This window comes from Streptomyces sp. NPDC002306, from assembly GCF_053593435.1.
On record NZ_JBSFCK010000065.1, the window covers coordinates 1 to 17,937 of the forward strand.

Annotated in this window: 18 protein-coding genes, 1 tRNA gene and 2 pseudogenes; 6 read left to right on the forward strand and 15 right to left on the reverse strand. The window is 66.3% G+C overall.

What is annotated here, in order from left to right:
- Positions 1-395: 395 nt before the first annotated feature.
- From ACWCQK_RS39500 to ACWCQK_RS39510, 3 genes are all read right to left on the reverse strand, one after another.
- The gene (locus ACWCQK_RS39500; RefSeq protein WP_451163704.1) at positions 396-1,004 is read right to left on the reverse strand and encodes an HAAS signaling domain-containing protein; all 609 of its coding nucleotides are present in this window, start codon (positions 1,002-1,004) and stop codon (positions 396-398) included.
- Positions 1,001-1,288 (reverse strand): PadR family transcriptional regulator, encoded by a 288-nt coding sequence (locus tag ACWCQK_RS39505; RefSeq protein WP_451163706.1) that lies wholly within the window; start codon positions 1,286-1,288, stop codon positions 1,001-1,003. The genes ACWCQK_RS39500 and ACWCQK_RS39505 overlap by 4 nt, the downstream gene beginning before the upstream one ends.
- An 875-nt stretch (positions 1,289-2,163) precedes the next feature.
- Positions 2,164-2,592: a transposase gene (locus tag ACWCQK_RS39510; protein ID WP_451163708.1), complete on the reverse strand. Its 429-nt coding sequence runs from the start codon at positions 2,590-2,592 to the stop codon at positions 2,164-2,166.
- Between ACWCQK_RS39510 and ACWCQK_RS39515 the strand changes: the two are divergent.
- Positions 2,494-2,967, forward strand: a pseudogene (locus tag ACWCQK_RS39515) (transposase domain-containing protein); the annotation flags it as partial. The gene ACWCQK_RS39510 and the pseudogene ACWCQK_RS39515 sit on opposite strands and share 99 nt — an antisense overlap.
- Before the next feature lie 562 nt (positions 2,968-3,529).
- Positions 3,530-4,054 carry a DUF1877 domain-containing protein gene (locus ACWCQK_RS39520; RefSeq protein ID WP_451163710.1) on the forward strand — a complete coding sequence of 175 codons (525 nt, stop codon included), beginning with the start codon at positions 3,530-3,532 and terminating at the stop codon, positions 4,052-4,054.
- Between the two features lie 9 nt (positions 4,055-4,063).
- Here the strand turns inward: ACWCQK_RS39520 and ACWCQK_RS39525 are convergent, their stop codons facing one another.
- The 7 genes from ACWCQK_RS39525 to ACWCQK_RS39555 all read right to left on the reverse strand — a co-directional run bounded on the left by ACWCQK_RS39525 (position 4,064) and on the right by ACWCQK_RS39555 (position 8,219).
- Positions 4,064-4,477 carry a hypothetical protein gene (locus ACWCQK_RS39525; RefSeq protein ID WP_451163712.1) on the reverse strand — a complete coding sequence of 138 codons (414 nt, stop codon included), beginning with the start codon at positions 4,475-4,477 and terminating at the stop codon, positions 4,064-4,066.
- An 18-nt stretch (positions 4,478-4,495) separates the two neighbouring features.
- Entirely contained in the window at positions 4,496-4,849 is a 354-nt protein-coding gene (locus ACWCQK_RS39530; RefSeq protein ID WP_451163714.1) for a hypothetical protein, read from the reverse strand.
- Between the two features lie 302 nt (positions 4,850-5,151).
- Positions 5,152-5,637 carry a DUF1877 family protein gene (locus ACWCQK_RS39535; RefSeq protein WP_451163715.1) on the reverse strand — a complete coding sequence of 162 codons (486 nt, stop codon included), beginning with the start codon at positions 5,635-5,637 and terminating at the stop codon, positions 5,152-5,154.
- Positions 5,638-5,916: 279 nt separating this feature from the next.
- Entirely contained in the window at positions 5,917-6,684 is a 768-nt protein-coding gene (locus tag ACWCQK_RS39540) for a transposase (RefSeq protein WP_451163717.1), read from the reverse strand.
- 12 nt (positions 6,685-6,696) lie between these two features.
- Positions 6,697-7,152: an SUKH-3 domain-containing protein gene (locus tag ACWCQK_RS39545; RefSeq protein ID WP_451163719.1), complete on the reverse strand. Its 456-nt coding sequence runs from the start codon at positions 7,150-7,152 to the stop codon at positions 6,697-6,699.
- A 153-nt stretch (positions 7,153-7,305) separates the two neighbouring features.
- Positions 7,306-7,752, reverse strand: a complete 447-nt coding sequence (locus ACWCQK_RS39550) for a hypothetical protein (protein WP_451163721.1) — start codon at positions 7,750-7,752, stop codon at positions 7,306-7,308.
- Positions 7,753-7,817: 65 nt separating this feature from the next.
- The gene (locus ACWCQK_RS39555; RefSeq protein ID WP_451163723.1) at positions 7,818-8,219 is read right to left on the reverse strand and encodes a hypothetical protein; all 402 of its coding nucleotides are present in this window, start codon (positions 8,217-8,219) and stop codon (positions 7,818-7,820) included.
- Positions 8,220-8,585: 366 nt separating this feature from the next.
- On the opposite strand from ACWCQK_RS39555, the gene ACWCQK_RS39560 reads away from it, so the two are divergent.
- Both ACWCQK_RS39560 and ACWCQK_RS39565 read left to right on the forward strand, forming a co-directional pair.
- Positions 8,586-8,657: transfer RNA gene (locus ACWCQK_RS39560), tRNA-Ile, on the forward strand.
- A 111-nt stretch (positions 8,658-8,768) separates the two neighbouring features.
- Complete coding sequence (locus ACWCQK_RS39565; protein WP_451163725.1) at positions 8,769-9,218, forward strand: DUF7919 family protein; 450 nt, start codon at positions 8,769-8,771, stop codon at positions 9,216-9,218.
- A gap of 291 nt (positions 9,219-9,509) precedes the next feature.
- Here the strand turns inward: ACWCQK_RS39565 and ACWCQK_RS39570 are convergent, their stop codons facing one another.
- The 5 genes from ACWCQK_RS39570 to ACWCQK_RS39590 all read right to left on the reverse strand — a co-directional run bounded on the left by ACWCQK_RS39570 (position 9,510) and on the right by ACWCQK_RS39590 (position 16,762).
- Complete coding sequence (locus ACWCQK_RS39570) at positions 9,510-9,836, reverse strand: hypothetical protein (RefSeq protein WP_451163727.1); 327 nt, start codon at positions 9,834-9,836, stop codon at positions 9,510-9,512.
- Between the two features lie 305 nt (positions 9,837-10,141).
- Positions 10,142-11,383, reverse strand: a complete 1,242-nt coding sequence (locus tag ACWCQK_RS39575; RefSeq protein WP_451163729.1) for an SWIM zinc finger family protein — start codon at positions 11,381-11,383, stop codon at positions 10,142-10,144.
- Positions 11,380-14,214 carry a DEAD/DEAH box helicase gene (locus ACWCQK_RS39580; RefSeq protein WP_451163731.1) on the reverse strand — a complete coding sequence of 945 codons (2,835 nt, stop codon included), beginning with the start codon at positions 14,212-14,214 and terminating at the stop codon, positions 11,380-11,382. Before ACWCQK_RS39580 ends, ACWCQK_RS39575 begins: the two co-directional genes overlap by 4 nt.
- A 728-nt stretch (positions 14,215-14,942) precedes the next feature.
- Positions 14,943-15,482, reverse strand: a complete 540-nt coding sequence (locus ACWCQK_RS39585) for an N-acetyltransferase family protein (protein WP_451163733.1) — start codon at positions 15,480-15,482, stop codon at positions 14,943-14,945.
- Positions 15,479-16,762, reverse strand: a complete 1,284-nt coding sequence (locus ACWCQK_RS39590) for an XRE family transcriptional regulator (protein WP_451163735.1) — start codon at positions 16,760-16,762, stop codon at positions 15,479-15,481. Before ACWCQK_RS39590 ends, ACWCQK_RS39585 begins: the two co-directional genes overlap by 4 nt.
- 436 nt (positions 16,763-17,198) lie before the next feature.
- On the opposite strand from ACWCQK_RS39590, the gene ACWCQK_RS39595 reads away from it, so the two are divergent.
- On the forward strand, positions 17,199-17,552 hold the full coding sequence (locus tag ACWCQK_RS39595) for an ATP-binding protein (protein ID WP_451163737.1): 354 nt from the start codon (positions 17,199-17,201) through the stop codon (positions 17,550-17,552).
- A gap of 59 nt (positions 17,553-17,611) precedes the next feature.
- A pseudogene (locus ACWCQK_RS39600) lies at positions 17,612-17,937 on the forward strand (hypothetical protein); the annotation flags it as partial.

Genomic DNA, 17,937 nt, shown 5'->3' on the forward strand with positions numbered 1-17,937 from the left:
TCGCCGCACTCCACAACCTCAAACTAGACATCCGGTAACCGCCGCCACCACCCCACCCCGACACGACCTGCGCCCCATTACGGGATATCTCTTAGTCATCCACATCACGCCAGGTCAACGGCCCACATACGCATGGTTGGCCTGCCCACATCCGTCTCTGCGCACCCCCTTACGCCGCGGGACCATGAAGAAGTGAAGGGGACGGGCGGGCTGAACAAGTCACGGTGGCCCCGGCTTTTCGCAGCACCTCCAGCAGCCCGTACACTGCGATCGGGTCGGTGATGGCGGCTTCGGTGACCCTCCGTGGCCCTGGCACTGAAAGTGATCCAGAACCTCTTTTCGAAGACCACCGACACCCTATGTCTGATGGATGCCGTCCTGCCGGTGTGTGATCGTCAGGGTGTTGCGCCCGTGGGGTTGTCCTGGGCGTTGGTGTGCCCGTCGGAGGGCAGTGCAGTGGGGTTGTCGCTGCTGCCGGTGGGCTGCTCGCTTGGCGGCGTATTGCCGCTGACTTCATTTTGGGATGGAGCGAGGGTCGGTCCCTGATAGTCAGGCGCATCGTTGCTGGGTGTGATGCCGAAGGCCAGCGCGCCGACAACGAGTACTGTCCCTGCCAGCCCGATCAGGAGGATCTTCCTTCTTCGAGGTGTTGGCGAAGATGCTGGAGGCTCGGCGCGCTTGTCCTGTTGCAGCTGGTCCTGGCGGTCGGTCTCGTGTTTGTGCGCCATGTCGGCGGCAAGGGCAACAGGTCTGACCACTGGGGTGGAACCAGTGGACCGTTGGCCGCTGAGCTCAGCGGCCACGATGTTCGCGGGCGGCCCCAACCGATCCAGGACGGTGCGGACTGCGTCGGCATCCTGCGCGTCTGCTGCCTCCAAGCCGGCGTCTATGTGTTCGACGATCTCCTGCTTGAGTTCTTCGCGTCGATCAGCGGGGAGGAATACAGACGCGTTGTCAAATCGTTCCAGGTACTCATCTATGAGCTTATGTCGTCTTGAGGTCACTCGTGGCTCTCCTCACTGTCCAGGAGGTTGTCAACGGAAGTTTTGAAAGACATCCACTCGCGAGCGAACTCGTCCAGTGCTCGGCGCCCCGTCGCGGTCAGGGTGTAGTACCGGCGTGGGGGTCCTGAATCGGATTCCTTCCAGACGGTGTCGACCCACCCCTCCTTCCGGAGCCGTGAGAGCAGTGGGTAGATGGTGCCCTCACTGGTGACGAGTCCGTGAGCTTCGCACAGTTCTCGAACCAGTTCAAAGGCGTACCTCTCGCCGCCACGCAGCAGCGCCAAGACGCAGAACTGCAAAATTCCGCGCCGGAGTTGACTCACTCCAGAACGTGCTCCATCCGGCAGTACCATGCGGCACAAGGTACCTGGTGAAGGTCTGTTCCGCTAGCCCGCCCTCCTCGCAAGGGTGTGAGCGTCAACGAGGACGACGGTCCACAGCCGCCCCCGAGTGACACCGATCGGCGAGATGTGGACGCTTCTGCTCAACTCGTCGCAGGGGCCGCACAATTGCGGAGTTGCCTGTCGGCATGACAGGGCCACTCGCCTCGCCGGATGGTCGTAGCCCGCGTTGGCGCTCAGCCCTTCGCGGCAACCCCGATGACTGTCCCGTCCGTACCAGAAAGACGCCGCTCCTGCTCCTTGAGGTTCCTGGGCGCGGGTTGATGCCGTCCCGCTGGGTGGTGCAGTCGATCAAGGCACCGGAATCCGTAGGTCGGGGGCAGTGGCTCTGCAAGACCTGGTGTTCAACCCGTCCCGGCTGGCGATCTCGTGGGCTGCACCCTCTCCGGAGATCGTCAGGCGCTTTGTGCTGGAACGCGTAAGGCTTGATCCCCTACACCACGAAGCGAGACACGACCCAGAACAACCGCCGCACCGACAGCCCGATCAGCACCGGACGCCCACCGACAGCGACATCGGTCAATGTGCGGCAGTAGCGACTGCGCACCCGTGCAGAACCGCGACCGCAGTCCGGGGACACGCCACCAACAACTCACGCGTGCACGCGGCGATACGGACCACACTGCCCGCCACCCACACTCGCTCCACCCGCACCACATCAAGGTGCGGAGACACCATCCGTACGAGGGCATCACGCTCGCTGACAGTCCCACTACCTGTGACGGAACGTCACCGGCGCACGGTGGCACAGCCCCGCTTCACGAAAACCTTGCCAGGGCCAGCTTGGGTCGTACGTCGACATCAGGCCGGTCACCCTTGTCGGCCTCGGCCTGGCGGACCCAGCCGCGCAGGGCCTCCTTGTGGATGCCCAAGTCCTTCGCGACGTGAGCGACCGGACGACCGCAGGTCTGGACTTCGCGGACGACTCGCTCACGGAGCTCGTCGGGGTATTTCCAAGACCACGGAGTTAGGGCCGGTCCGCGGTTGTCAACGGGGCCGGGGAAGTCGGGGGAAATACCGGTCACGGCGACGGGGCTCCTGGTAGAGCGAGGAAGCCGACCAAGGTCTTCCTGCTTGAAGGAGCCCCGTTGCCCGTTCAGTGTCCCACCGTCACCCTCACGTCGTCCGTCAGCGTCACCGTCACCGTCACCGTCACCGTCGCCGACGGCGTCTTCGCTCCGGGGCATCTGGGCGAGCTGACCCGGCAGTTGCCCTTTGAACTGGTCGATGACGTGCTGAAACGTACCGGCGGCACTCAGCGGAGGCTGCGTCTGCTTCCGTCGAGGGTGGGTGTGTACTTCGTCCTGGCACTGGCTCTCTTTCCGCAGCTGGGGTACGTGCGTGTGTGGGACAAGCTGGCCGCCGGGCTGTGCGCGCTCCTTCCACCGCGTCCGTCGGAGAAGGCGCTGCGAGAGGTGCGCCGGCGGCTGGGTATCGCGCCGTTGCGGTTACTGTTCGAGACGCTGGCCGGTCCCGTGGCGCAGCCGTTCACACCCGGGGTGCGCTACCGGTGCTGGCGCACGGTCGCCTTCGACGGGTGCAGCTCCACCAAGGCCGTTGACGGCGACGGGCCAGCAGTCGGCTGGCTCGACGAGCGGGGGATGACCTCTACGTTCGGGCTGGCCCCTGGCGTGGGGCTCGGAACTGCGGACCGCTTTTTCTTCCCGTCTCCCCCTCCGTAGTAGCGCATCCCGATGATGTCCTGTTCGGACCACACCCTGCCTTTCTTGTTCGCCCCGTACATGAAACTCCCGGAAGCGAGCGCCGGGCACTGAACGGGCAACGGGGCTCCTTCAAGCAGGAAGACCTTGGTCGGCTTCCTCGCTCTACCAGGAGCCCCGTTGCCGTGACCGGTATTTCCCCCGACTTCCCCGGCCCCGTTGACAACCGCGGACCGGCCCTAGCTCCGTGGTCTTGGGGTATTTCCGTGGTGCAGGCATCGGAGCTGTGTTCTCCCATCTGCCGAGGCGATCATGCCTGGCTTCAGAGCCGCTACAAAATCCGGTTCAGCTCACCAGGTCATCATGAACGGCCCCAGCTACCGCCCCAAGAACCCCACCGACAAGCCCGCCAAGACCCCAACCAAGTAGGAAAACCGGTGGACGCCGTCGGGATACTGCCGTCATGGCCGTCACCCAACAACTCGCCCGCGTCCCGGCGGAGTATCTCGCCGCCTGTCGTCAGTCAGCCGGAACATCGACCGATGGAGATCCCCACTGGGATCCGCCGTCGGCGGACGTCCTGGACCTGGACTGGGCACCGCCCCTGTTGGAACGCGTCTGCAAGCTGGCAGGTCTCGACGGAGCCCACCTCGATGCTCTCCGGCAGGCCACCGAGGGCAACTCGGCGATCGATCTCGGCTTTCTCAACACACACCCGCATGCCATCGGTCCCTTCGGACCACCTCCCACCGCCCTTTCCGCAGCTCAAGTGGCCCGCGTCTCGGAACTGCTCGGTCAAATCGATTTTCCGGCCGTCTTGGCCGGCCTGCCGACCGACGACACCGAGGCCGCATCCTTGATCGGTCATGGAGCGGACAAGATCGTCGGTGGCCCGAGGAATTACCTGCTGGGGCACTTCAATGCCCTGCGCGAGTTCTGCCTTGCTGCATCCCAACGGCACCTACTCCTCGTGCTCTGGTGGGACTGACCCAGGACTTCATAGCCGGCGCACCCCCAGAACCCGGGTCATGAGGACCAGGTCACCGCAACTGTGCCGGGCGGCCTGCATGAACGTCTCATAGGCGGTATCAGCGGCCAGCGGACGGACCGCCTGGAGCGGAGCGGTTCCGGCCCGGTGCATCGCATTGATGTAGGCGAACAGCGCCGGACACAGGTCACGCAGCTCTGGATCGGCCGTATACCGACGCCGGTACACGGCCGAGAACACTTCGTTCTTGATCCGGACGGCGGACAGGCTGCCGTCCGCCAGCTGCGCGAGCATGTCCCACGGCGAGGATTCACGCAGTGCGGCGAGCAGGACCGCGTCATCCGCGACATGTGCCAGAGCAGCGAGCTCATGATGTAGGAGCCGCACGGCCACGAAGGCGTAGCCTTCCCGGGGAATGAACACGTCCGGGAGACGGATGGCTCAGCTCGGCACGTTCACCGCGACAGGATGGACATATCCGCTGCGGGCGTCGACACGATAGCCGTCTGGCCGCGCGATCCTGCTGGCTCCCACCTTCGTGAGGACGTGCCGTGCCGCAAGGCCTCGCGTGCCCTCGTCACAACGCGCGATGTCACGGGCGAGCTCGACGTCGACGCTGACGCCTCGCGCCTCAAGGCTCCGCGTCAGAGCTTTCAGCGGCGCCGGCAGGGCACGGGCAGGGGAGAGAAGACGGCCAGGCATCACACGCAACTCGTTTCGCTTGCGGGCCGACGCCGACCCTTCCTTGTCCACCACCGTCCGCACGCGGCCGGCGAAGGCAATCGCGAACCTCAACCCGCTGCAGTCTGAAGCCCGAAGACCGACGCAGGCCGGACCGGCATAGTCGACGGCGCACCGGAGGAGCCCGCCGAGCAACGCGCTGTGATGTTGTCCGCGCTGCTTCCGCACCTGGACGAGCGGCAGTGACGGCTTCAGCGTGGAGACGTGGCCGCCCGTTCGTTCCCGCTCTGGCCGCGGTGGCGGCAGAGGATCAGCAGCGGCCGGCACGGTCGGCCCGGGTCGCCGCGGTCCTCTACGAGACGCCTGCATTGGTGGCAGCCGTCAACGAATGCCTGTGGTCAGAGCGTGGCCCTGTCTCAAGCCCACACCGCTTTGACGACGGCGTGGTCCGCCGAAGCTGCCTGCCTGTAGAACTCCTCGAGGTCCTGGTGATGTTCGAGGAGTTCCTGTCTGGTCCAGCCGAGGGCAATGAAGTCGGCGCCGACAATGTTCCACAGTTGGTCGAATGAGACAGACGCAAGGAAGCGCGCGGCTTGTGACACCGCGGGCGGCTCCAGAAGCATCAGCGGAGGATCGGAGGGGCCGGCGTCAGCGCTGTGGGACACGGGACGGCCGCCGTAGATCGGGAGTGTCCAGGGTTCGCCGGCGTCGGTCAAGAGCGCATCGGCCGCGGCGTAGAAGTCGTCGACGGCGTCCCCATCTTTGTTGATGGCGTGGGCGATGCCCGCAGCCTGTTCGTCATCGTTGTTCTCCCAAGCCTCAGCCATGAACGCAGCGAGCCAGGCGTGGTCGTCGCGGATCTCACGCCCAGCCACGGCGCGAAAGTGCAGGTGGATGCTCACTACGGCGAATCCCTCGGCTTGACGGCCCGCCTGTCGAGCCGAACCGACAGAACCTACGCGAGGGCGCTGACAGCCACCTGCCATCGGTAGCGACTCGCGCCAACCGGCGCGACTTCCCGCACATGCCCCGCCCGCCTCCGCTGCCCAGGCCGCACGCAGCGGTGAGTCACCTGCCAGTCATTGCACAGTCCTGTCGGAGTGTTGCAACGACTAAGGGCTGTCCTGTAAATGATCTTTGAGTTGCCGGGAGCAGGGTCGGCGGCGGTGCGGTCCGCTCGCCTATCCGGCGAGGGCGAGGTTGTGCATCCGCGCGATTCCGAGCATGGCGTGGTGGACGCCGTCGCCTTTGAGTCGGCAGTTGCGGAGGATCTTCCAGGTCTTCATGCGGGCGAAGATGTGCTCGACGCGGGCGCGTACCTGCTTGTGGGACTGGTTGTGTGCTTCCTTCCAGTCCGGAAGGTCTTCGCCCTTGCGTCGGCGGTGGGGCATGACGAGCCCGGTGCCGGGATAGCCGCCGTCGCAATCGTGAGCGTTGTGCCGACGGCGGCTTTGGCGCCGGATTCCTCCCACGCCTTGCAGTCGTTGCGGTTGCCGGGCAAGGCCCCGGCCGACCACCACGACCAGGCGGGTGTCCGCATCGATGACGACCTGGTGGTTGGTGGAGTACCGGTAGTTCTTCGACTGCGCGGCGATGGTGTGGTCGCGGGTGGGGACCAGGGTGCCGTCCACGATGAGCACGGTGTCCTTGGCAAACCGCCTGCGGGGCTGGAGCGCGAGCATCGGCCCGAGGTGGTCGATGATACGGTCCGCCGACGACTTGGACACCCCGAACAGCGGTGCCAGTTGGCGCATCGTCAAGTTCGTGCGCCAGTAGGTCGCAAGTAGCAGAGCCCGGTCCTCCAGCGGGAGGCTCCACGGCCGGCCCTTGCGCACGGCGTCCGCACCCTTCCGCCGCAGGACGGTCACCAACTTGCCGAACAGGCGAGGGCTCAGCCCGGTGAACGGGGCTATCCAGGACGGCTCCGACGCCGTGATCACACCAGCCACCGCAAGATCGTCTCATCCGCCGGTCAGGCAGTTGGCGAGCCAGCCTGCTCGTTCTGCACGATTGACGCCGGCATCGCCTTCCACCACGTAGGTCAGCGCCTCCGCGAAGGTCGACCCCAGGGGCCAGAGTACGTTCGGCCCGACGGCGACGACGCGCCCGCTGGCCGCGATATACGACCTGAACTGGACCGACCACATACCCAGAGGGCTGTAGTTCTCTGCGTATCGGTACCTCAGTTTGGACGCTTCCGCCGCGGTGTCGACGCAGGCGTCAACGGGGTCCATGTGCAGGGACGAGGCGGGGACGCGAGCGGGGCAGCTCTTGATCGTCAGCTCGCCGAACTCGGCCCAGACCGTGATCGCCGTGTCATTGAGCTCGAACCCAGCGGCCTCCAGTTGCTGTGCCCACTCTCCAGTGGCGATCTTGCGACCTGCTGTCCACCCAGCAACGCCAAGCGCGTCCAGCACCGACGGACCACAGCCCGTCAACGACTCACTGATGTGTTCTATGCGCCTTCCCCATCCCTTCGGCCATGTCTGGTCCCAGAAGTCTGCCGCACGTCCGGACCAGCAGGCAGGGCTACTGGTCGCGGGGTACGGAGATCGTTTACGGGACAAGCTTTAGTTGAACCCAGGTGGTGTTCGGCGCATCGCTTCTCTGACTTCGGCGGAGCAGCAGAGTGCCAGCCCGCAGCTTATGACGATGGCGAGCACGCCGATTACCGTATCCGTCCCTATCGATTCGGACACTATTGACTTTAGGAACATTCCAGCGACTGCGATTTCGCCGAGCCCGAGCAGTGCCAACCACACGACGCGCAAAGGGCGTCCAGCCGTCCTATTCCGAGCCTGCCTGGAGCTCAGCAGTACGGTACCTCCGATCAGGCCCAGGAACACGGCCCCGACCACGGCGGCGTAGATGAGGACATCGCTTCCTGCAGGCTCGGTGTGGTCGAGTTCCCCAGTCTCTGGCGTCAGAAAGGCGAACGCGAACTCGAGCAGGGCGAGGTATGCGGCCTGCGTTAGCAGAAAAATCGGTGCTACTCGGTGGGTGAGCGCCTTCTTCATGCGTTGCTCCTGACCAGTTGGCCGTTCTTGACATGTTCGAGTGCTACGCAAGAGGCTAAATTTTGCTACAGCTCACACCACTCTCCGAGCCCTTCGACCGTTCCCGCTCGGACGAAATTCTCCGTAACATCCCATGCGCGATCGACTCCCATGACGAAGTCACCTGTGAAGGTTCCTAGATCGTCCATGACCGGAACGTCGACTTCTCCCTCCGGAGAAACAGAGCCATCCCCATGAAGAAGGGAAACACTGCCCTCGGAGGTGAAGAGATGAATGACGGCATGATCACCCAGGAAACTGAGGGTCAAATAGGGGTACAGACTATCCGGGAAATTGACTTCCAGATGCCCCTGACCGCTAGCTCGCAGTTCCCTGAAGGCGCTCACAAGGTCATGCAGTTCCGAGTGCCTCTCGGTGGAATCGAAGCGTGCGGATTGCGCCGATGTCATGGACCACACAACGTCCATGTTTTACCTCCGAAAATTTTATGGCCGAGGCCACGGCTTGAGGTTCCGAGCGCTTCCGCTGAACGTGGTTGAATTATGCCCCTTTGTCGTCTTGGGTACGGTTCCTCAGCGGGGTGCCGACCTGAAGGGTGGCGTTCTCGAGAAGCAGAGTTTTTACCTGAATCTTGCACCATTTGCAAAAACAGGCTGAACCGGACATTCGTACATGGGCTTCGTTATGTCCATGCGTAGGGTTACGACCGCTGCGCATGGAGGTCAGCGGCGTGCCCAGCTCCGTATAGCTCAGCAGCTCTCACAAGGATGAGGTCGACGGTTCGATCCCGTCTACGGAGACGCATGCTTCGCTGGCTTTCAGCTAGTTTCCCGCGTCACGCAGCTCAGTTGAGCGCTTCCCTGATGCGGAAGAAGTCGGAGGTTCAAGTCCTACCGTGACGACCAGTGCCAGTCCCGTCCTTCCATAGGCGGCTGGGTCCTTGCGCCTGTGGCCGAGTTGCATTAGGCATGGGACTGCTGAGTATCAAGAAGTGGGTGCGGTCGACCACCTAGGGGGTGGCCGACCGCATTCTTCGCTGGAATCGAGCTAGAATGCCGTACTATCCGGATTTCGGTCTATACGACTACGACTACTATTCCCCGCCGGAGGGAACGACGATCGGCTGGCTCATAAAAGGGCATGAGTTCCGAAAAGGGGAAGTTGAGGTTGACGACATCGAAAATCTCGCTGATCTGGGCTACCTACTTGAGGAGCAGAGTCGCGGGTTTCACTACTGCACCTTCTGCGGAAAACTCGAGCTTCAGGAAGTTTGGTCGCAGAGATTTGAAGCCAGCTATTCATTGGGTAGTGCGGAGATCAGGGTCAAGTCGGATGACGGCACGTTGTACGTCGCGCCAAATTTGATCACTCATTACATCGTAGATCATGAATATATGCCTCCAGGGGAATTTCTCGAAGCTGTCCGCCATGAGGTGCGACGACGCTGGAGCAAAGAAGAGTGGTGAGGTCTCAGGCGACTTGCCAACACGCCAATTACAGGCTGTGCCCCAAAGTCTTCCGGGGCACAGCCTGAGGCGCAAACGACATGGCACTCTGGCAGAACAGATGCGTGAGTGGATTGACTGGGAGGTGGCGGCCTACTGCCTTGCCACGGACATCGGGGCCATCCCGTCCGAGGCGTCGTTCGCTGACAGCAAGTGGATTTTCTGGAACGACAGCGACGTCAGGAGAGGCCTACGGCACGAGTCTGCTCATCGGGCGGTCTGTCCCGAACTCCGGTACTCGACTGCATGGCGCTACGGGGCTGGTCCTTCTGGCGGATGGGTGGTCGCTGCTCGGGCCGGCGAGTGCGGGATGAAGACCGCCAGGTCGGGCCCGAAGCCCACAGCCAGCCGCCCGTCGGGTGCCATGGCCAGGGCGGTCACTTCCGAGGGGAAGGTCAGGTCCGGGCTCACCCGACGGTGTGCGACCAGGTCCCACACGCGTACCGTCCGGTCGTCGCCACCCGCAGCGACGGCCGGACGGCCCTCGACCACGCCCGTGGCGAGCGCCCACGCCGGGCCGGTGTCGGCGGCTAGCGGCAACCGCAGCGCGGTGCCCGCCCCAGCCGGGGCCGCACCCACGCGGCAGCCCGCACCTCCGGAACACCGGAACCGCAGGCCTCTGCTCGGCGAAACACGACCGACCGGTACCGGCCCACCCCGAATGAGACCCGACCCGCAACCACGCGGCACAAGGCCCACGTCGGAACAGCCGCCCCAGTACGGAACACGCCGCCACCCGGCGGCCCACCCGAACAGGAACCGGACGGACGACATCCCATTACGGGATGACTCTTAGGGCCCGCAGAGAATTAACTTGCCGGCTTTGAGACTTGATGCCGCAGTTCGGTGGGGTGGCCGCCCGCATGTTGTTCCTCTGCGGGCCCTTAGTGGTCGGCTTGGTGCCAGACGGTGGTGAGTGCTGCGACGGGGTCGGTGTCGGCTGGTGCTGCGGGCCACCATTGGCCGTCCTCGCCTCGGAGGTAGGGATACCAGCGGGAGTCGGGTCCCAGGCGCAGTTGGATGCCCTGGTCGGTGAGAGTGAGGCGGTTGCGCCAGGCCCTGAGAGGGACACGGGCGTCGTCGGTCATCTCGGTGAGGGCTGTGGTCAAGGCGGCGCGGGCTGCGGTCATCGTCGTCGGGTCGGGGGTGTGGGGTTGTTCGGCGACGGTGACGCCGAGAGGGCCGTTGTGGTGCCAGGCGCGGGTGAGGCGGGCGAACTCGGCGGGTGTGTGGCCGGTGTTGTGGATCAGGCGAGGGAGCCATGCGGGTTCGGGGATGCTCGCGGCGATGCGGAAGGCGTCGTGCTGTTGGGACAGGTGCAGGCTGGCGGTGTCGCCGGCCAGGAGGCGGGCAGCGCGTGTGGCGGCGTCGGCCCGCAGGTGTTCCAGGCCGGCTGCGCTCAGGCCGCTGCCGGGCGGCGGGACGATGGGCAGTGTGCCGGAAAGGGCGGCTGGTGCGGGCACCTCGGGCAGCGTCGGAGTGTCGAGGGCATCCCAGGCGGCATAGGCGCCGGCGGCGGGGACGCCGGCCGGGGTGGTCGGGGAGTGCACCGTCCGGCCCGCCGTGCGGCGTGCGCGCAGCTGGGCGAAGACCTCCTGCCGAGTCCGGCCCCGTAGTACGAAGAGCACGAAGGGGTCGTCGTCGATGGTGGCGGCGATGGCGTAGCAGAGCGCGGCCGCGTGCTTGCAGGGGTGGCCCCAGTCGGGGCAGGAGCACTCGGGATCGAGTTCGGTGGGCTGCGGGAGGAACGGGACGCGTGCCTGGTGGGCGTCGTCGACGAGGTCGGCGGGCATTTCGCCGTCCAGGAGGGCCGCGAGGTGTCCGGCGCGGGCGGCGATGGTCTTGAGCAGGGTGTCCCACTGGCCGCCGGTCAGGACGGGCAGGCGGACGGCGCAGCTGTAGGGGCGGGGTCGGCTGCCCTGGACTGCGGCCTGGACGTGGCCGGGATCGATGGTGACTGGGCCGACCATGCCGCGGCGGGCGTAGGTCCGCCCGCGCGACAGACGCCCCGCATCCAGGGTGGAGTCTTCCAGGGCTGTCACCCATGCCTGGCCCCACCAGGTGTCGGCGAAGGCACGTCTGCCGCGGGCCGGCGCCCGGCGCGGGCCGGGGATCGAGGAGCTCATGACTGCCTGCCCAGGGCGACGAGGTTGGCGAGATCGGCGTCGGACAGTTCACTCAGCGCGGCCTCGCCGGAGCCGACGACGGCGTCGGCGAGCGCACGCTTGGATTCGAGCAGCGCCGCCACCTTGTCCTCCACGGTTCCCTCTGTGAGGAGCCGGTGTACCTGGACGGGCTTGTCCTGGCCGATGCGGTAGGCGCGGTCGGTGGCCTGGTCCTCGACGGCCGGGTTCCACCAGCGGTCGTAGTGGACGACGTGGGTGGCCCGGGTGAGGTTGAGCCCGGTGCCCGCCGCCTTCAGCGACAGCAGGAACACCGGTACGTCGCCGCGCTGGAAGGCTTCCACCATCTCCTCACGCCGGGCTGCGGGGGTGCCGCCGTGCAGGAAGAGCGTGGGAATGCTGCGATCGGCGAGGTGCGTTTGCAGCAGGGTTGCCATCTGCTTGTACTGGGTGAAGACCAGCACCGATTCCCCCTCGGCGGTGATGGTGTCGAGCAGTTCATCGAGCAGATCGATTTTGCCCGAGCGGCCTTCGAGCGGCGTGGACTGGCGCAGGTACTGGGCGGGGTGGTTGCAGATCTGCTTGAGTCCGGTGAGCAGTTTCAGCACCAGGCCGCGCCGGGCGATCCCCTCGGATTCCGCGATCTTCGCCATGCTCTCACGGACCACCGCCTCATACAGGGCGGCCTGTTCGGTGCTCAGCGGCACGACGTGGTCGGTCTCGGTCTTGGCCGGCAGCTCAGGAGCGATGCCGGGGTCGGACTTCTTGCGGCGCAGCAGGAAGGGACGGACCAGACGGGACAGGTGTGCTGCGGCGTGGGGATCCTGTTCCGCCTCGATCACGCGGGCGTGCCGGCTGCGGAAGGCGGAGAGGGGACCGAGGAGCCCCGGGGTGGTCCAGTCGAGGATCGCCCACAGTTCGCTGAGATTGTTCTCCACCGGAGTGCCGGTCAGCGCGACACGCGTCCGGGCGGGCAAGGCGCGCAGTGCGCGGGCGGTGACGGCGTAGGGGTTCTTGACGTGCTGTGCCTCGTCCGCGGCAATCAGCGACCAGGCGGTCTCGCCGAGGACCGCGCGGTCGCGGCGCAGCACCCCGTAGGTGACCAGGACGATCTCGTCGTCGGCCAGGTCCTCCAGGTGGCGATCGCCGCCGTGATAGCGGCGCACCCGCGTGTCCGGTGCGAACCTGGCCGCTTCGCGCTGCCAGTTGCCCAGCAGCGAGGTAGGGCAGACGACGAGGGTGGGCCCCGCGGTGGCGGGCTCGCTCTGGCGGTGCAGGTGCAGGGCGAGCAGCGTGATGGTCTTGCCCAGGCCCATGTCGTCGGCGAGGCAGCCGCCGAGGCCGAGCTCACACATCTCGGCCAGCCAGGCCAGCCCCCGCTTCTGATAGCCGCGCAAGGTCCCCTTGAGAGCGGCAGGCTGCGCAGCGGGCGTGCGGGATGCGGGATCGCGGATACGGGCGACCAGATCGCCGAGCGCACCGACCGCCTCGCAGGCGAACGTCTCCCCGTCCCGCTCCACTTCACCGCTCAGCGCGGCGGCCAAGGCCTCCATCGGCGTGAGCGGCTGCAGGCGGCGGCGCCGGGCGCGGGCCACCAGCTTCGCATCGGCGATGACCCATTGCTCACGCAGCCGGACTAGAGGACGGCGCGCCTCGGCGAGGACGTCCATCTCGGCCCCGGTCAGCGGCTCACCGCCCAGCGAGACCTGCCAGCAAAAGTCGAGCAGAGCGTCCGCGTCCAACAAACCGCCCGCGCTGGAGCCGGGGGCGGTGCGCTGGGCGATCTGAGCGGTCGCCGTGAGCGCCTTGACCAGCTCACGCGGCCAGTGCACGTCGATCCCCGCTGCGCGCAGTGTGTCGGTGGCATCGCCCAGCAGCTCGAATGCCTCGTCGTCACTGAGCCGGAGCTGGTCGGGAGCGGCTTCTTTCAGCAGCCGCTGCAGCGGGGGCCAGACGCGCGCACCTCGGCGCAGCGCGAGCAGTGTTTCGGTCTCGGCGCGAGGGCCGAGCAGCCGCTCCACTTCGGCCGGTGTGTTCCACAGCCGTGCAGCCTCCACGACGAACGACGCATCCGCCGCGCTGTGCAGGTGCAGGACAGCCCGAAACTGCCGGCGCCGTCCCTCGGGCACGTCCACGCGCAGTGAGACACCGACATCGGCGCTCAGCGCGGCGGCCGTCTCCTGCACCCACTCCCGCAGGGCCGGCACCGCACGCGTCTCACGCCAGGCATACGGCGACGCCCCCACGACAAGCGGCGCGGCCGGGGTACGCACCAGATCGTCCGCGACCGCGTCACAGAACCGGCGCACCAGGCCAGCCGGTTCGGCGATCCGTAGCGCACCGGGACCGGGTTCAGGCAGACAGTGGGCATGAGGCGGGAACGCAGCAGCCAGAGCACTGAGCGTCTGCCGCTGGGCGGCGGTGAACGGACCCGCCTGCCAGCTGTCGTAGCCGGCGGGCGTAAGACCCGGATGCACGCGATGGTCGGCGAGCAACCGCAGCGCGAGGCGGGCAGCCGCCTGCCAGGCGGCAGCGGACGGATGCGGCGGCCGCGCTCCAGCCAACGCGCACACAGCCACGGCGGGAGGAAGCCCGAACCCCTCCACCCTACGCCGCCTGACCGAACGGCCGTGCGGCAACACCAGTTCCACCGAAGTGGCTTCCACGCCCAGGGGGAGAACATTCTCCCCGGCAACCGCGCCGGCAGGCTGCCAGAGCAACATTCGTCCAAGACGGGCAGGCTCTTCAGGCAGGAACACCGCCGCCCAGCCCCCGTCGAGCCGATCTCGCGCCCAGGCGGCCATATCAGGAGACACCAGCGACGGTGCACTCATCGTGCGGTACTCATACAACGACCTATGCCACTTCCTCTTCTGCTCCGGTGGCTGTGCAGTCCTCACCGCACGCCCACCCCGTCGGACTTCACCACGCACCATCGCCAACCGGCAAGCTCGGACCACGCCTTCACGGGCGGGAACGGGTTCTGTGCCGCGGCGGCTTCTGCGGCCGTGTCGGGGGTGCGAGAGGAGAGGTGGTGGAGGGAATAAGTACCCTCTTGCGCTACTGCCGGTAATGTCGTGCAACAAAGCGCTCACTTAGGAACGTTCGGGTGACAGGGTGGCGTGCATCCCGATGTCCAGGACCCGAATCCGGTCAATCTGGTCGAACCCGGAGTGGTGGACCTCTCGGGCCCCGGCCCCGTGTTCCACCCCACATCGAGCACGCCGTCGAGAAGCCAACTCGGCTGGCACTGATATCGGCAGCGTCTGTTCCGGAAGGGGCTACGGTCGCTCCACTCCTGCCGTGCGTAGACCAGCTCCCGCGCCCCCGGACAGTGCACGTCAACCGCATCATGCTCGACACTGGCCTGGTCTACCTGCCCGCACTGGACCGCTGAGGGGGAGACACCGGCTGAGGAACCCGAGACGAGTGTGCCGCCCCGGCCCACTGCGCAGCTCGCGCGGGTGGCCCGCTGATCCGCCTAGCGCAGTGCTGCGGCCGTGGTAGCGCGGCATTTCTTGCCCAGTGACGACGACAGCGGCGGTGGCATCAGCTGCGCATGTCAGCGGGCGGCGCGAATCATCACGGTGAGCACTGGCGATGCTGGTGATGGTTGGCTCTGGCCGAGGTCTTGGTAGCCCCACGAGTGGTACAGCCTGTGAACCTTTCCATTGCCGGCCGCGGGGTTCACCATGAGCGTCACGTACGACTCGTCCCGCGCGGCGAGGAAGGCGTCGTGCATATGCCGCGCTACCCCGGTTCCGCGCCACGCGTTCCGTACACCGATCTCTTTCAGGGCCACGGCCGGGCGGCGGGTGTACTCCTCGGCCGGTTCTGGGGCGGTGCGCTGCCAGTATCGGTCACCGTGTTCGATGCGATTGCCGTAGGCGTAGCCGACCGGGTGCCCGTCGGCGTATGCGAGGACAACCGCGAACCCCGGTTCAGCGCTGTGCCGGTCCAGCCGCTCGCCGAATGCGGTTACCGCGTAGTTCGGCATGTGCAGCAGCGGGGCTCGCACCTCGGCGTACACGTCGAGGATGTCACCGCGGATGGGGCCCAGTTTGGTGAACGTGCGGAGTTCGGTCGTGGGTGTCCCGGTCATGCGGTGGCCTTCCAGGCATTGCGGGTGTGGTCGGTCCAGGTCTGCACACTGGAACTGCGCGGTGCCCGTGCACGGAGCGCGGCGCCGAACTCTTGCAGCATGCGGGAGACCCGCGCGTGCTGAGTCGCGGCGTCGGCAGGTACTCGCATGGCCGTAGCCGCAGCGGCCTCAAAGTCTCCTTGGGCGAGCTGGGCGTGTGCGAGGCGCGTGGTGGTGATGGCGTGAGACCGGCGCATGTGGGGCCGCAGGGTGGCCAGGCAGCGGTGAGCGTGGGACTCGGCGGTCGGGTAGTCGCCGAGTGAGAGGAAGGCGGAGAGAGCGAGGGAGTTGAGCTCGGCTTGGTCGTAAAAGGCGAGTAGCCATACCGGCCGGTAGTCATCTGGGTTCATGCGTTGCAAGGCATCCTGCGCTTGGTCGAGTGCTCGGCGAGTGCCTGTGTGGTCCTGCGCTGCGCCGTGGATGGCTGCCTGCCGGGCCAGGCCGAGGGAGGCGAACATGGGGTCCCGGCGCGTGATGTGCAGGTTGCGTGCGACGTCGTTTGCGGCAAAAGCCTCGGCTGGGCGACCAATATGACGGTACATAGCCCCTGCGTGGCTCCAGATGCGGAACTTGATCGCTTGGTCTCCAGACATCTCGGCGAGAGCTTGAGCCTCGCGCATATGTGTCATCGCGTCGGCGTAGCGGCGACCGTCGATTGCCGCCCACATTGCGGAAGATCGGAATGAGGCGGCGCAGCCGTACAAGTTGTTGCGTACGCGTTGGGTGGCGTTGCCGGCGCTCTGAAGATTGAGTGCCTCGTTGGCAAGTGTTGTGGCTTGCTGCTCGATGCCGAGCTGGCCGCCGTAGCGGTGATCGCTGGCGATGACCTCGGCGAAGCGCTGCTGCAGGCGACTGACGTCGCTTTTGCCGATGCGGCGGGGTCCTGTGGCGCCGGGAGCGGCTGCTGCTACGGCGGCGGCCGCCATACCGCCGACGAGATTGCGACGCTTCATGTCGGAGTCCTCCTGCGGTGTGGCTGGGATGGACGAAGGCCTGCCTCGTGCCACAAACCCTAAGGCGGTGGGGGATAAGCCGCTGACATCCTCAAGCGCCCTGCGGGTAGCGGATTTTGGCCAGCGGACCCTACCTGCCTTCCAATCCCGGACGGAGGAGCCGTCCAGTCCGCCAGGCCGTCCGGTGAGCCGTTCAAGGGAGTTGTTCACCGCTTCAGCCAGGCTATTGGAGCTGTATCCGCGCTCGTCCATCCACGCTTTTAGAGCCTCGTTCTGCGTGGCGTCCATGCAGGCACGGTAGTGGCACCCTGTCGTAGTCAGGTAAAGCAGAAGTCAAATCGTCCTAGGGTATTCGGTCGGATCGGGGCCCGATCGCCCTAATCAACTTGCTGCACGGCGGAGTTATGTGGTTACTGACCAGCCGCTCCACGAGTGGCAGCCATCGTCCCCGGCCGCCTCGTCCGCCGTAGTGCCCGGCCGAGCGCCGAACCCATGGGAGCCTCCCGTGAACCCTCAACAGCGCACAATTTCCCCCGCCAACAGAGAGGCTTTAGCCCCGCATGCGCCGCCTGGTACTGAACTGCACACGAGTGGCGAGAGGCCCGCGGGCGGGCTGACACTCCTACCGTTGGGCGCCGAGGCTCGGTTCCGTTGGAGCACTGCTCTGGTCGCGAACCAAGGGGCGTGCGCGAACGCCAGGCTGCGCATTCGCCCGTCACTGACGATGGCTCACTGGCGCGGCGACGTGGATGTCGCCGCCCGCGTGGCGGGTCATCTCGTGGACAACGCGGTGCGCCACGGGAGGCCGCTCGGTGACGGTTGCGTCCGGCTGTGCCTGGGCGTCATCGACGAGACGGACGAGTTGCTGATCGAAGCGGACGACGGACTGCCCGGCTTCCCCGGCTTCGCGAACATCGCCAACCAGTTCACGGAGCCGGAGGCGACGCCCGCGGGACTGTGGTGGATAACCCACTACTGGGGCCGGCTGTCCTGGGATGTCCTGCGGAGTGCTGATGACGTGGTCGTGGGCAAGACCGTGCAGGCCATTCTTCCCGCGACCGGAGAGGTGGCGGCCTGATGCGTACTCCGCTTCCTCAGCGTGTGGCGCTTCCGTGTGGGCCGGTGCCTGTGGCCGGTGTGGATTTCATGCCGGGCGGCTGGGCGATCGCGCCGGGTGATGTCGCCACGGACATGGGTGATCTTGCCGCGCGGGTGCGCAGTCTGATGGATCTTCAGCGGGGCCGGGTGCTGCGGTTACCGTTGGGCGGCCGCTTCTTCGACATCGTCGTGACCGCCTCCTGTCCGGAGGCGTATGCTGTGGTGAGCCTGCTGGACCAGGTCCAGCACACCGGCGACGACCAGCCCGATGCGTGCGGTCCGGTGATCGAGGACCCGCAGCGGCGCTGGCTGATCTGGCTGGTGCCGCCGGGAACCAGCGACACGTGGGCCCCGCACCGCTACGC